This window comes from Paraburkholderia sp. 31.1 (assembly GCF_014397645.1).
GTDB classification, from domain to species: Bacteria; Pseudomonadota; Gammaproteobacteria; order Burkholderiales; family Burkholderiaceae; genus Paraburkholderia; species Paraburkholderia tuberum.
In genome coordinates this window covers 123,220-136,771 of record NZ_VZQN01000021.1, presented here as the reverse complement: position 1 = coordinate 136,771, position 13,552 = coordinate 123,220, and the positions used below count along the sequence as shown (strand labels likewise).

The following is a 13,552-nucleotide window of genomic DNA, read 5'->3' as shown; positions in this document are numbered from 1 at the left end:
CCGAAAGAGCGACGGTGAACCGGGTGCCAAGACCATCTGGCGAGGGCTCGATCAGGTACTCGCTGCCGCTGACACGCTACGCGCGCTCCGCGACGGGCTCGGCTAAGGACTTATGTATAACGCTATGAGCTATAGCTCCGAGGATTTCTAAACGATGCATCTTATTGGCAGCGCTCGCGGCGCTCCAGTTTCCGGACCCGCCTCAGAAGCTCGTCGAAATGCTCAAGTGTGGGGAGGCTGCATGCATAGCGGGAGAGGACGGAGAGGCGGCAGTGCGGACTGCTGCAATAGAATTGTTCGAAAAACTGCTTCCGGACGCTCTTGCAACGCTAAAAATATTCGAAGACGGGTTCGATAAAGACGAGAGGATGACGTATGCGGTGCACAGACTTACGGCGACTTTACGTCAGAACTTAGCTTTTCGCAAAGAAGACCTATTTTTTGAACTAGAGTTTGCAGCCACTGACATCGGGAAGAAGCAGAGTTGGGTCGCAGCGCGCTCGCGCTACGGTGCACCGATGTTATTTCTTGAAAGTAAAGGTGATGAGCACTGCGTTCAGAAAGACAAGGTGACGTTTCTTGAAGGTGACCCGGCGAATGACCGAGAGGCTCTCGCTCAAAGAAAACTTCTCTTTGCCACGTTCCATTATATGTTTGCGTATCTGAGCGGAGACTACAAATCCGGTAAGCCAAATCCTGAGCCATCGCGCTGTCCGTTCTATACCAGTTGTCGGCATGAACTAAGAATACGTGAGCCTCATCAATGTGATAGCACTCCGTGGCTCTCCCTCCAAGATGTTGAGAGTGACGAGGTATGCGAATATGGCATCGCCACTTCGAAATTTTTGGGCGGACGATAGGATGGCACAGAATCAATGTGAGACGAGGGGCGGCATAGGTTAGCTTCGATGCTTGTTGCATCTGTCTCGGTACATGGCCGCGTCGGCGGCCAGTGAGCGCTCATCAGGCCGTTCACCCGGCGCGCACCGTGTTGTCTGCGACATCGTAACAGGGCGCCGGGCTGTCTGTCAGTATGGGGGGCGGATGTCACGGCCGCAAGCCGGAAAACTACCGTCTCAATCGTGCGCCTGCGGCATATACTGAATTATTGGTAAGATATCGCGCTTGAAGCGTGCGTCAGGGTTCTCTAGCCAATGGCTTGCAGTTCCCCTCAAGCTCGCGCAATCCATCAAGACGATGACACTCGCCATGCGAGCGTTCAGGCTGGCCAGCTTCTCGGCCGCCGGCATAGCCAATAAGATGCCCATAAAACTGGCGTTTCAAGACGAGAGGCTCCGGAAGGTGTGTGAGAGCACGGTTTCGGCAAAACGGAAGTACGGGGAGGTCGCCGGACCGTCAATCCATGCTCGGCTAGCGGACTTGCGTGCGGCGAACTCGCCGATGGAGTTCGTTGAGATTGGCTTCGGACGTTTTGACGAGACAGTGCACGACCGGATTGTTATCTTCATCGCCGGGGGTTACCGTATGCTTGCGGTGGCAAACAATAGACCTCCTCTTGGTGCCCTGGGAGCGTTGGACTGGGCGCAGGTGACGCGGGTGAAAATCCTATCAATCGAGCGTACACATGAGAGCTGAAGCCGAATTCGCACCGATGTGGGCGGTTCCGCCAGGTCGCACCATCAGCGATTTGATGCAGTCGCGAGGCATAGCTTCGGCGCGCATGGCGCATTCCGTCGATATGTCTGACGAAGACTTTGATAGTCTCCTCCAGGGTAAATGTGCTCTTACGGCTCACATAGCCGCTCGTCTCGCGGCCGACCTTGGCGGTTCGGCTGGATTCTGGCTGAGTCGTGAAGAACAGTATCGGGAGCAGTTGGCTGAGCTTGCAGATAGTGTCGACCCAGAAGGCGACGAGTGTCAGGCGTGGTTCAGGAGCCTGCCGTTAAGGCAGATGCAGGAATTCGGTTGGGTCGAGCCAACCAGGGACAAGCGGGAGAAGCTTCGCCGATGCCTTGAGTTCTTCGATGTGCCGAACCTGGATGCTTGGCGTCGTACGTATTCAGATACGAAAGGCGCAGCTGCGTTTCGTACGAGTGCAACGTTCGAGGAGGATGAGGTCGCGACCGCAGCGTGGCTGCGCCGTGGCGAACTTGAAGCAGAAAAAATCGAGTGCAAAAAGTGGAGTCCCGCGCTCTTTGAATCTCAGCTTTCGAAGATTCGGGCACTGACTAACATTCCCAGCCCATCGGAATTTCTACCGAAGCTTCAGCAGCTTTGTGCTGAGGCTGGCGTCGCAGTTGTCGTTGTGAAGGCCCCGAAAGGTTGCCGCGCGAGCGGAGCTACTTTTTTTGGTGGCCCCGACAAAGCGGTCCTACTGCTGTCGTTCCGATACCTGAGTGATGACCAGTTCTGGTTTTCCTTCTTCCATGAAGCGGGACACTTAGTTTTGCATTGGGACGCAGACCTGATGATTCTCGAGACATCGGACGGGCCAATGTCTCCCCAGGAAGATGAGGCTAATAAGTTTGCTACGGAGCAACTTATTCCCGTTCATCTCCAGGCACGTCTACCGACGGCGTCGAAGTCGCTCAAGGGCATCATGCGTCTCGCTCGGGACGCTGGCGTATCGTATGGCATTGTCGTTGGACAGATGCAATTCCGTGGACTGGTCAGCCAAAAAATCTATAACAATTTGAAAAATCGTTATAAGTGGAACGCCGTTTAACCCCGGAATGGTTCGTACTTCGCAGGACTCTTTTGCCAGTTGCAAATTGAGTCTTCAATCACTTGCATACCGACGCCCAGAGCGTTTCCGAGTTGGATTGCGAGTACATCCAGTTCTTTCTTCGAATATGTCTTGTTGTCGACCGCTCCGCTGAAAAGCAGGCGTGCACCGCGCTCAGGACCTGTTGCGCCAACCATGTAAGCTGACGGCGGCTCAATGTCGATAAGCCCCACCTTGCCAATCATCGTCAGATAATCAAACTTACCTGCTCGACCAAATTGCTTGACCGCCTTCATTTTTTTGTACAAATAGTCGAACAACTTCTTCGGGTCGTTTCCAGATTTTGCCTTTGCTTTTGCATCTGCGATGAAGGCTGCATGTGACCGTTTCGGGCCAATCCATTCGGCGTAGCTCTTGAGAACGATGTCAAGCTCCCGTCGACTCTCATACTTGCGGTGGTTCCCGAACGGGAAGTCTTGCTTCTGAGCTTCGATGTCATCCAGATGCTGATGAAGCCACAACGTAAATTGGCCTGGATTCTTCGAGAATTTCTCCCAAGTCCAAGTAAATTTGTCGTTGTAGGCGCCGTAGACCATTCGCAGAAGACCATAGCCTTTTGTCAGGTGCTTGCCGCAAACAACGAAAAGAAATACCAGCCAAAACGCCTCGTCAACGTTGCCATTGCGCATGTGATGAATGGCAGCGCGCAATGGGTCAAACATCTCGGCGTTCTTTGGGTCAAGACGCATGAGCGAGATTGGGCGCTTTGCGATTAGCTTCACGTAGTCGATGCGTGCGACGCTGTCGACGATTTGGGCGACCAAGGCCTCGCGCTCTTCAACTTTTGATATTCCCGGCAGAACTTTACCGTCAAGACGGTAGGCGGAAAGGATAGCGTCGAGCTTTTTCGTGAGAACAGGATTCTTCATGTGTGAGCCGTCGAACGTGTGGTTTCTATCAACTATCGTTTATTTGAGTCGGCGCTCGCTGGCTGCTGAGCATCAAGTGCTGCGCCATCAAACAACAGCGGGGTAGACGGAACAGGCATGGGCGCTTGTCGCTGACGCTTTGCAATGTGCAAGTCGTAGACGTCGGTGGTCATTTGCGCCTTAATGTCGGCCAGCTTTTCTCGGTCAGCTTGGCGGGCCCCTTTGCGGGAATAGCGATATACCTGCAACAACCGCGCTAGGTCCGCCCAGTACGACGGAAGCTGGTCGAGTTCTGGCTGCTTCCCTTGTCGGACCATGCGCTCTGCCTCCAGTACCTTCGCTACCGTCGGCCAAGGGTCTTCTGCTGGCATGTGAGGCATCAAAACGCGCTCTTGATAACCCTCGTCGAGGTAGTCGAGCACGGACTGTATGTCCGTTGCATAAAGATGAAGACTGCCGACCGCGTGCTTGTATTGTCCGACCTCAACTCCCAAAGAGCGGGCGATGAGTTCTTGCAGCATCGTGAAGGCGAAGATGTCGTGCGGCAGTCCCATGAATGCATCGTTCGAACGCATCATGACCATTGCGTGTAGTTGATGGCCTCTGACTGTGAATTGCAGCGTGCATGTGCACGGAAGGTCCTTGCGCCTCTTCTCGAGATTTTGGGCAAGGTCTTCGCCATGGTAGAGCTGAATGGCGGCCCGGCGAGATGTGGAGCTTGCTCGGAGCGTCTCAATGACGTTCTGTACTTGGTTCGGGGCCTTATCGGAGCCGAATAAGCGTGGGCCGTAGGCACCGAAAATCGTCTCGTTATCGTCAGAAAATTCCGAGTATGACTTGATGTAATACTGGATGAAGTCCAGTTTGTTAGACCCGGATAGGTACCAGAGGAATTCGCCGAGGCAGCTGAAAACAGTATTTTTTCTTTCGCTCTGGCTTAGCCTGGCCCGCGGGTTTTTTAAGAGTAAAAGCGCACCGTATATTTCGGTATTGGCGCCTTTCGTGGGAACGATGTCACCGGCACCGCGCTTTCTCAGAAGGCGACGATAAACCTTATTCAGCAGGTCATCGATTGTGTCTGCAGTCAGGTACATGGCGAGGGCAGCAAGCTAGGCGCGGTCTATCGCCTGCGAAGCCGAAAAAATTAGACAGCACGAAACTCAAATCTCAGTCAAACAGCCTCAACTGAGCATTTGCTCTTGCGAGCGATTCATGAAGTTCGAGTTTCAATTGGCGGCCACGCGAGACGAGCGTGCGTCGGTCGGCCTGCATGGCACCCCGACTCATCGCCAAGTCTCTAACTTCGACAGTCACGTCGTAGTGTGGCAACGACGCTTTCGCTTGAAACCAACCGCGCTTCAATCCTAAGGACTTCGCGAAACCATGCAGTTCATCGAGCGAATCGGCAACCAAATGGCACCACTGGCGGCCACGCCACGCTATTCGAGCGTTATCTACATAGACCACCACGGTCTCTCCCTCGCAGAAAGCTTTTATTTTTACCTTACTCTCCGGAGATGATACCCGAAACCGGAAAAAACGTCCTAACGCTTATCCGTATCCGCAGAATGATGCATGCCTGCTCGGCCTAAAGAGAGTTCACACCCGAGGAACTCATCCATGGAGCATACTCGGGGCAGAAAATCTACATCGACGCTTTCGTTGGAGTCACCAGCGCCGCAGTTCGACTGCATCTTGTGGCGAGTCGGGTGCGCGACTGACCCAGAGATTTATCGAGAGCTAGCGAAGAGCTGCACCGCAGTTCTTTACCTCGGCCCACCTGACAGGCAGAAGGAATTCGCGCAAGACATAAAAGTCCATGTCGGACCCGTTGCAGGCTGGCAGCCGCCACGTGCTCCCAGTAGAACCTGATTGGATTGGCTCGTTTGCCGCACTAACTAGCTGAACTTGTTCGAGGCGCTGGCACGCTCGGTCAAGGTGTCACGCCTAATCCGATGCGGAGGTATCAGAGCATCTCTGCCTGAAGCTGATTGGCTTGAGCCGGGTTCACCGAGTCTACATACCCGAGGATGGCTTGGTGTCGATGGGGATTCCCGTCTTCACGCATCGCATCGAGAAACGCGTGCCACCTGTCAGGCAATACATGCAGAGAATTCTGCGACAACTCGATATTGAAAGCGCTGATTTTGTCAGCCGGTCTCTGCTCTTTCTTTTGATTTAAATCGAAACCGCTCTTCTCGGCCATGCGCTTAACGTCAGCGAAAATATTTTCCGCCAGTGCTTCGTCGTTCAGAGAGATGATTATGTCATCAACATAAACGCTTACCTCAATGCCGTCGGTCGCAGAGAGCTGTTTCAGGTAATTGCCCAGTGCACTTTTACGGAGGCAGATGCTCGCAAGCAAAGTGGATTGAACAAATCCATACGGCAGTATGTAGCGCTTTTGCGCATCCTCAGGCAATCGGACCGTCGAGAGATTCGCAATATCTCGAGCTTCTGCATAGCTGTACATCCCTTTCAGGACACGAGTTACCCGGCTGCGGTTTATACGCTGAAAGAAGTTCTCGATGTCGACGTGAATAAAACAGGTCTGCCCAAGGTGGGCCTTCAACGCTGCAACGTGGCCACCCTGACGAAGATGGTAGTAGTACGCGGGCGCCTTCCAGCGTTGGCGTAGTTCGTCTTTGATTTTTGCCCCAAGCTCTATCGTGTCGCCATTGGGAACGAAGACCCACTTCCCAGGCTTCAGCTCAAACTTGGAATCCCAACGAGGTTCCATAATTTTTATAATTAGCAGTCGTGTTCTTGACGATGTCCTCTGCGAGCCGAACGAGTTCGGTCGCAAAGGGAATCAGAGCAAGAACTAGACGCTGTACGAAAGTAAATTTTTTCATAGCAGCTTTCTCCATTCAATCCCGGCTTGTCTAGCGCTGTGCGCAATGACTACAAATCAAAACTGATATGCATATTGGAAATATTATCCGCAATGCTATATCGCGATATCACATAGTGACGCAATGGAGGATAGACGCCAACATGGTGCCTATCGCCGGGAAGATAAACACTACCAAAATGCACCGAAACACGCAAGTAAATATGACTTAAAAAAATGCGCAATCGGTAAAAACGCGTGATTTCAGGTGCGGGCGGCTGATTACGGGTGCGGAAGGTAGGTTGTCCCTGCGGTGCTCGGGTCACCACCGCGCGGTCTTGTGGGGAGCAGCTAGCGAGGCACCGCCTTCCGGGAGCGAGCAAGCTGCGAAAGGAAATCGAGGGTGTGAGCGCAAAAAAAGGGCGCTGGAAAAAGCTCCAGCGCCCTTTTGACATTAATTCTGGTTACGTCCTGTCAGGTAAGGCTCAGCGGCAGGTAAGAGCCCCCGTAACCGAAACTAAATCGAGGCCTCGTAACCGAAATTAATGCAACTCAGCACACACACCCGCCACATCCGTCAACTCACTCCACCGTCACCGATTTTGTCAGATTCCACGCTTTTGCCCGCGTCAGATAGGAGCGTATCAACAGCCATGGCCGCTTGGAGAATTTCGGAGACCGTGAGCGCCGCGCGTCTATCTTCAAGAAGCGGATGCCCGGGCGGCCAACGAAGCTGCTGTGCGTGAACTGGGCGACGCTATCGCAGGCTGAATCGCTTTCAGTACATTGGGCATCGCGGACCAGCGAGAAGTTGAGCTGACAAGCTACCCCCCATGTGCTGCCGCGACTAAGAAAACGGGGCCACCTCAAAACTATGGCTCTCGTTCCTGCTGCTTTTGAATTAGTTAGGCGCCGTCGTATGAGCTATCGGAGCGCATCCATCGATAAATATCTCAATGGATGCTTCCCAAAATCTCACATTATGGTTCCCGCTACAACACCCTCAAACGTCGATATTCCCCGCCCTCAACGCATTCGACTCAATAAAAGCCCTGCGCGGCTCCACATCATCCCCCATGAGCGTAGTAAAGATGCCATCAGCAGCAATAGCATCCTCAATCTGCACCCTCAGAAGACGCCGCACCGCAGGATCCATAGTCGTCTCCCAAAGCTGCTCCGGATTCATCTCCCCGAGGCCTTTATAGCGCTGCTTGGACATATTCCTCTCAGCATCAGCCAGCAGCCACTTCATCGCACTCTTAAAGTCGGTGACAGCCATACTCCGCTCCCCACGCTTGATCACAGCGCCAGAGCCGATCAACCCCTTGAACGTATTAGCGGTGGTCACAAGCTGCTGATAATCCGCAGTCAACTGAAACTCTTCATCGATCACAGAAATCTTCTGATTCCCATGATGCGTCCGCGCGACGCGCAGCGAGCGCAGCTCCCGCACCGGGTCATACATCGTCGTAACGCGCACTTCCGGCTTCAGCGCATCATCCCGCAGCTTCGCCTCAAGCGCGCGAGCCGAAGCTTCGGCCGCCTGCTCGCTGGAGAGGTCGATAACGACGCCATCCATCACCGCCTCGAGCGCACCAGCGTCATACAGCCGGCTCAACCGGTCAACCACTGCCTGCGCCAACAGATAAGCCCGAGCCAACTCACCCAACGCATCCCCGGTAATCGGAGTCGCACCTTCAGAAGCCACCAACTCCGACCCCTGCAACGCGAGCCGAAGAATATGAGCGTTGACTTCCGACTCATCCTTCAGATACCGCTCATCCTTCCCCGCCTTGATCTTGTAAAGCGGCGGCTGCGCGATATAGATATACCCGCGCTCGATCATCTCCGGCATCTGCCGATAGAAGAACGTCAACAACAGCGTCCGGATGTGCGCGCCATCGACGTCAGCATCGGTCATGATGATGATGCGGTGATAGCGCAGCTTGTCGAGGTTGTAATCTTCCTTGCCGATCCCGCAGCCAAGCGCGGTAATCAGCGTAACGATCTGCTCGGAAGAAAGCAGCTTGTCGTAGCGCGCCTTCTCGACGTTCAGCACCTTGCCGCGCAGCGGCAAGATAGCCTGAAACTTCCGATCACGCCCCTGCTTCGCCGACCCACCCGCCGAGTCACCCTCGACGATATAAATCTCCGACTTCGCCGGATCCTTCTCCTGGCAATCGGCGAGCTTGCCGGGCAAACCGACGCCATCGAGCACGCCCTTACGGCGCGTCATCTCACGCGCCTTGCGCGCCGCGTCGCGCGCACGCGCCGCATCGACGATCTTGCCGCAGATGATCTTCGCGTCGCCCGGCGTCTCGAGCAGGAATTCCTCGAGCGCCTTTGCGACCACTTCTTCCACCGGCGCGCGCACTTCCGACGACACCAGCTTGTCCTTCGTCTGCGAGCTGAACTTCGGCTCCGGCACCTTCACCGACAGCACGCACGACAGCCCTTCACGCATGTCATCGCCCGACGTTTCGACCTTCGCCTTCTTCGCGACTTCGTGATCGGCGATGTACTTGTTCAGCACGCGCGTCATCGCCGCACGCAGACCGGTAAGGTGCGTGCCGCCATCGCGCTGCGGAATGTTGTTCGTGAAGCACAGCACGTTTTCGTTGTAGCTGTCGTTCCACTGCATCGCCACTTCGACGCCCACACCATCCTTCTCGCCGATGATGTGGAAGATGTTCGGGTGCAGCACGGACTTGTTCTTGTTGATGTACTCGACAAAACCCTTCACGCCGCCGACGAACGCGAAATCCTCTTCCTTACCCGAGCGCTGATCCACCAATCGAATCCGCACGCCGTTATTGAGGAACGAAAGCTCACGAATCCGCTTCGCGAGAATGTCGTAGTGGTATTCAACATTGCCGAAAATCTTTTCATCGGCCATGAAATGCACTTCGGTGCCGCGGTTTTCGGTGTCGCCGATCACCTGTATCGGCGACGTGGTCACGCCGTCGATCTCTTCGAGCACGCGGTTCTGCGGCACACCACGGTGGAATTCCATGAAGTGCTTCTTGCCGTCGCGGCGCACGGTGAGGCGCAACCACGCCGACAGCGCGTTCACGCACGACACGCCCACGCCGTGCAGGCCGCCCGACACCTTGTAGCTGTTCTGGTCGAACTTGCCGCCGGCGTGCAGCTCGGTCATCACGATTTCGGCGGCGCTGCGCTTCGGATCGTGCTTGTCGTCCATCTTGAGGCCGGTCGGCACGCCGCGGCCGTTGTCGGTGATCGACACGGAGTTGTCCGCGTGGATGATCACCTGGATGTCGTTGCAATGGCCGGCGAGCGCTTCGTCGATCGAGTTGTCGAGCACTTCGAACACGAGGTGGTGCAAACCGGTGCCATCCGATGTATCCCCGATGTACATCCCAGGCCGCTTGCGCACGGCTTCCAGACCTTCGAGGATCTGGATGGACGAGGCGCCGTAGCTGTTATCGGGCTGCGTATTGTTCGTTTCAGTCATGGATTTTTTCCGGTTCTGCGTTACTGCAAGGTTGCTGCTCTGGACTTTTCAAAACGCCATAAAAACGCCAAAGGGGCGCTGCGCCCCTTGGTGTTCTTCTTGATGTTGGACGCGTCAGATGCGCATTGGCATCACCACGTACTTGAATTCGTCGTTCTCGGGAATCGTGATCAACGCGCTGGAGCTGGCATCACCCAGGCTCACCTGCAGCATGTCGACCTTCAAATTCGCGAGCACGTCGAGCAGATACGTGACGTTGAACCCGATATCGACGCTGTCGCCGTCGTATGCGATTTCCAGTTCTTCCTGCGCCTCTTCCTGATCGGCGTTGGTCGACATGATCTTCAACTGGCCCGGCTCGACGATGCAGCGCACGCCCTTGAACTTATCCGACGTCAGAATCGCCGCGCGTTGCAGCGAACGCTGCAGTTCTTCGCGGCCAATCTGGAATTTGTTCTTGTGCGACTTCGGAATCACGCGCTGGAAGTCGGGGAACTTGCCTTCCACGAGCTTCGACACGAGTTCAACCTGACCGAACGTGAACTTGACCTGCGTCTGCGCGATGTCAATCTTCAGCGTGTCGTCGATGTCTTCGAGCAGGCGCTGCAGTTCGAGAATCGTCTTGCGCGGAATGATCACTTCGTGGCGCGCGAAGGAGCCCTCGATCTTCATCGACGAGAACGCGAGACGGTGACCGTCGGTCGCGACCGCCATCAGCTGATCGCCGTCCACCACCAGCAGCATGCCGTTCAGGTAGTAGCGGATGTCCTGCTGGGCCATCGAGAAATGGACCATGCCGAGCAGCTGGCGGAACGTCTTTTGAGGAACCACCAGGCTCGCGCCGTAGTCTTTGGCCTGAGCGACGGTCGGGAATTCGTCCGCGGCGAGCGTCTGCAGCGCAAAGCGGCTCTTGCCGGATTGCACGGTCAGACGCTTGTCGTTCAGCGTCAGCGTGACCTGGCCGTCAGGCATCGCGCGCAGAATGTCGAGGAGCTTGCGCGCCGCCACCGTGGTCGCGACCGAATCGCCGCCCACGCCAAAATCGGCGCGCGTGGTGATCTGCAACTCCAGGTCGGTCGACAGGAACGATACGTCAGGACCGTTCTTGGTGATCAGCAAATTGGCGAGGATCGGCAACGTATGGCGGCGTTCGACGATGCCGCTCACGGTTTGCAGCGGCCTGAGGAGGTTGTCGCGTTCGGTCTTGACCAGTTGCATAGGGTTCCTTCGTTGATATAACGGCCTGCACGCCTTACGGGACAAGCTTTTCAGCGCGCAGCCACGGCTCCCCGCCGGCGCCCTGAAAAGCGCCCGACACGGCGTGAAATCCGCCCGTCGCCGCCGGGCGGTTAAACCTGTATTGTGCCTGAAAACGGGACCGCCTCACTAAAATGGGGGCGAGTTCGGGAATAAACAGGTCGATTTTGTAGGGCGTGGTCCGGGCTGCCGCCGACTTGTCGCGCCGCTGCGCGGCGCTACCGCTTCGCAGGCTCTTTGTTCCGCCACTTCTGGCCGGTTGCGCCGCAAATTCGTCACGGGTTTGCCGCGCTTTTTACGTCGCTTCTGCCCGCTTACCGTCGCGTTCCTTGTCATTTCCCGTTCGGACCCGACAGCGCCGCCGGGTTGTGAGTCCCCTGCCCGTTTCTCGATTTACAGCGTTTTCGCGGCCTCATTCAAACCACTGCGTAGCCGCTTCCAGCGTTTCCTGCCGCCGACGTCCGTTTCACGGTCGCGTGCGGCCAGCCCGTTTAGCCCTTCAGCGTCTGCTCCAGCACGTGCAGTTCGTGATTCAGCTGCGCGTCCTTGCTGCGCTCGTCGGCGATCTTGCGCACCGCGTGCAGCACCGTCGTGTGGTCGCGCCCGCCGAAAAGCTCGCCGATTTCCGGTAGACTCTTCTGCGTCAATTCCTTCGCCAGGTACATCGCGATCTGCCGCGGCCGCGCGATGTTCGCCGGACGCTTCTTCGAATACATGTCCGCGACCTTGATGCTGTAGAAGTCGGCGACCGTTTTCTGGATGTTTTCCACCGAAATCTGCCGGTTCTGCACCGTCAGCAGGTCTTTCAGCGCTTCCTTGGTCAGTTCGATCGTGATTTCGCGGCCGTGGAACTTCGAATACGCGAGGATCTTGCGCAGCGCGCCCTCGAGCTCGCGCACGTTCGAGCGGAGATGCTTCGCGACGAAGAACGCGACATCCTCATTCAGGCTCACGAACTCCGATTGCGCCTTGCGCATCAGAATCGCGACGCGCATTTCGAGTTCGGGCGGCTCGATCGCCACCGTCAGGCCGGAGTCGAAGCGCGAGATCAGGCGATCGTCGATACCCGAGATTTCCTTCGGATACGTATCGCTCGTGATGATCACTTGCGCCTTGTTGGCGACCAGCGCCTCAAAAGCGTAGAAGAATTCCTCCTGCGTGCGCGACTTGCCCGAGAAGAACTGAATATCGTCGATCAGCAGCAGGTCGAGCGAGTGGTAGTAGCGCTTGAAGTCGTCGAACGCCTTGCGCTGGTACGCCTTCACGACATCGGACACGTACTGTTCCGCATGGATGTAGCGAATCCGCGCGCCGGGTTTGTCCATCAGCAACTGATTTCCGATAGCATGGATCAGGTGTGTCTTGCCGAGGCCCACGCCACCGTACAGGAACAGCGGGTTATACGAAATGCCGGGGTTGTCGGCGACCTGGATCGCCGCGGCGCGCGCGAGCTGATTCGCCTTACCGGTCACGAAGTTGTCGAAGGTCAGCACGGGATTCAGCTTCGAGCGCTCGTACATCGAGTCGCTCTCGCTGGATGCCGTCGCGCCCACGCCTTGGCCTGGGCGCCACGTGCGACGTCCGGCGGCGGCTTCGTTCGCGTCCAGGCTCGGCAGATCGAGGTCTGCGACGTCTTCGGCGGCGCTGCGCGAATTAGCGTTTTGCGCTGCGAGCGCCGCAGCCGCGGCTGCGGGATTCGCGCGCGCGGCATGCGCGGCGTGCACGGCGCCGACAGCCGCATCGACGGCCGCGACGCCGCCGGCATTACCGCCCTGCGGCGCGGCCGAAGCCGGGCGTGCCGACGACGGAGCCGGCGCCGCGGCCGTTGGGCTACGCATGCCTGCCTTCGGATCCAATACGAATTGCACGTCCACCGGCGCATGCCAGAAATCGCGGGCCATATCCGCGATGCGGCCGGAGAACTGGCTCTTGACCCAGTCGAGCTTGAAGCGGTTAGGCGCGGCAATGCTCAACGTGTTCGCATCGGCGTCGAAGGCGACCGGGGCCAAGGGTTTGATCCACGTCACGTACTGCTGGGGCGTAAGCTCACGCTCCAGCAATGCGGAACAGTGTTGCCAGAATTCGTTCATCAAGTTGCTATCGTTATGGTGTGCACGGCGGTCGCCGCTGCCCCTGTCGCGCACGCGCAACAAGGCCCTGAGCAGCCAGGCGTAACAGCCCCAGGTGCCTGTGCCACAAGGGTCTGCGGGACAAGCGTGCCGGAGCGGCGTGCAACATTTTTGGGAAGTAAGGCGAGATTCTAACGCCAAAACGAACCCGAAAGTGAGTTATCCACAGGGACCGATCGCTTGGTCCGGCATCCCCCGGCTGCGCCAGACGACGGCTAAACTATTGACGGCCAACGGAAAACC

Annotated in this window: 10 protein-coding genes; 3 read left to right on the top strand and 7 right to left on the bottom strand. The window is 56.6% G+C overall.

Going from position 1 to position 13,552, the window contains the following annotated elements; translation table 11 throughout:
• Nucleotides 1-164: 164 nt before the first annotated feature.
• From F6X37_RS18190 to F6X37_RS18180, 3 genes are all read left to right on the top strand, one after another.
• Nucleotides 165-860 (top strand): hypothetical protein, encoded by a 696-nt coding sequence (locus F6X37_RS18190; protein ID WP_187612276.1) that lies wholly within the window; start codon nucleotides 165-167, stop codon nucleotides 858-860.
• A gap of 337 nt (nucleotides 861-1,197) precedes the next feature.
• Entirely contained in the window at nucleotides 1,198-1,596 is a 399-nt protein-coding gene (locus F6X37_RS18185; protein ID WP_187612275.1) for a hypothetical protein, read from the top strand.
• Nucleotides 1,586-2,686, top strand: coding sequence for an ImmA/IrrE family metallo-endopeptidase (locus F6X37_RS18180; protein ID WP_187612274.1), 1,101 nt, complete (start codon nucleotides 1,586-1,588; stop codon nucleotides 2,684-2,686). Before F6X37_RS18185 ends, F6X37_RS18180 begins: the two co-directional genes overlap by 11 nt.
• On the opposite strand, the gene F6X37_RS18175 is transcribed toward F6X37_RS18180, so the two are convergent.
• From F6X37_RS18175 to dnaA, 7 genes are all read right to left on the bottom strand, one after another.
• Nucleotides 2,683-3,615, bottom strand: coding sequence for a hypothetical protein (locus F6X37_RS18175; RefSeq protein WP_187612273.1), 933 nt, complete (start codon nucleotides 3,613-3,615; stop codon nucleotides 2,683-2,685). The two genes, F6X37_RS18180 and F6X37_RS18175, sit on opposite strands and share 4 nt — an antisense overlap.
• A 32-nt stretch (nucleotides 3,616-3,647) precedes the next feature.
• A complete protein-coding gene (locus F6X37_RS18170) occupies nucleotides 3,648-4,709 on the bottom strand; it encodes a thymidylate synthase (protein WP_187612272.1) in 1,062 nt (353 codons plus the stop codon).
• A gap of 73 nt (nucleotides 4,710-4,782) precedes the next feature.
• Entirely contained in the window at nucleotides 4,783-5,085 is a 303-nt protein-coding gene (locus F6X37_RS18165; RefSeq protein WP_187612271.1) for a DUF4031 domain-containing protein, read from the bottom strand.
• A gap of 496 nt (nucleotides 5,086-5,581) precedes the next feature.
• On the bottom strand, nucleotides 5,582-6,355 hold the full coding sequence (locus F6X37_RS18160; protein ID WP_187612270.1) for a reverse transcriptase domain-containing protein: 774 nt from the start codon (nucleotides 6,353-6,355) through the stop codon (nucleotides 5,582-5,584).
• Nucleotides 6,356-7,451: 1,096 nt separating this feature from the next.
• A complete protein-coding gene (gyrB, locus tag F6X37_RS18155; RefSeq protein ID WP_187612269.1) occupies nucleotides 7,452-9,923 on the bottom strand; it encodes a DNA topoisomerase (ATP-hydrolyzing) subunit B in 2,472 nt (823 codons plus the stop codon).
• 114 nt (nucleotides 9,924-10,037) lie between these two features.
• Complete coding sequence (dnaN, locus tag F6X37_RS18150) at nucleotides 10,038-11,141, bottom strand: DNA polymerase III subunit beta (protein WP_090802283.1); 1,104 nt, start codon at nucleotides 11,139-11,141, stop codon at nucleotides 10,038-10,040.
• 530 nt (nucleotides 11,142-11,671) lie between these two features.
• The gene (gene dnaA, locus F6X37_RS18145; RefSeq protein WP_221309137.1) at nucleotides 11,672-13,270 is read right to left on the bottom strand and encodes a chromosomal replication initiator protein DnaA; all 1,599 of its coding nucleotides are present in this window, start codon (nucleotides 13,268-13,270) and stop codon (nucleotides 11,672-11,674) included.
• Nucleotides 13,271-13,552 lie beyond the last annotated feature (282 nt).

What these genes read in the sequence shown, in the direction of transcription:
- F6X37_RS18170 (WP_187612272.1), bottom strand. Translation starts at nt 4,709, where the DNA reads ATGTACCTGACTGCAGACACAATCGATGACCTGCTGAATAAGGTTTAT.
- F6X37_RS18175 (WP_187612273.1), bottom strand. Translation starts at nt 3,615, where the DNA reads ATGAAGAATCCTGTTCTCACGAAAAAGCTCGACGCTATCCTTTCCGCC.
- gyrB (WP_187612269.1), bottom strand. Translation starts at nt 9,923, where the DNA reads ATGACTGAAACGAACAATACGCAGCCCGATAACAGCTACGGCGCCTCG.
- dnaA (WP_221309137.1), bottom strand. Translation starts at nt 13,270, where the DNA reads ATGAACGAATTCTGGCAACACTGTTCCGCATTGCTGGAGCGTGAGCTT.
- F6X37_RS18160 (WP_187612270.1), bottom strand. Translation starts at nt 6,355, where the DNA reads ATGGAACCTCGTTGGGATTCCAAGTTTGAGCTGAAGCCTGGGAAGTGG.
- F6X37_RS18180 (WP_187612274.1), top strand. Translation starts at nt 1,586, where the DNA reads ATGAGAGCTGAAGCCGAATTCGCACCGATGTGGGCGGTTCCGCCAGGT.
- F6X37_RS18185 (WP_187612275.1), top strand. Translation starts at nt 1,198, where the DNA reads ATGACACTCGCCATGCGAGCGTTCAGGCTGGCCAGCTTCTCGGCCGCC.
- dnaN (WP_090802283.1), bottom strand. Translation starts at nt 11,141, where the DNA reads ATGCAACTGGTCAAGACCGAACGCGACAACCTCCTCAGGCCGCTGCAA.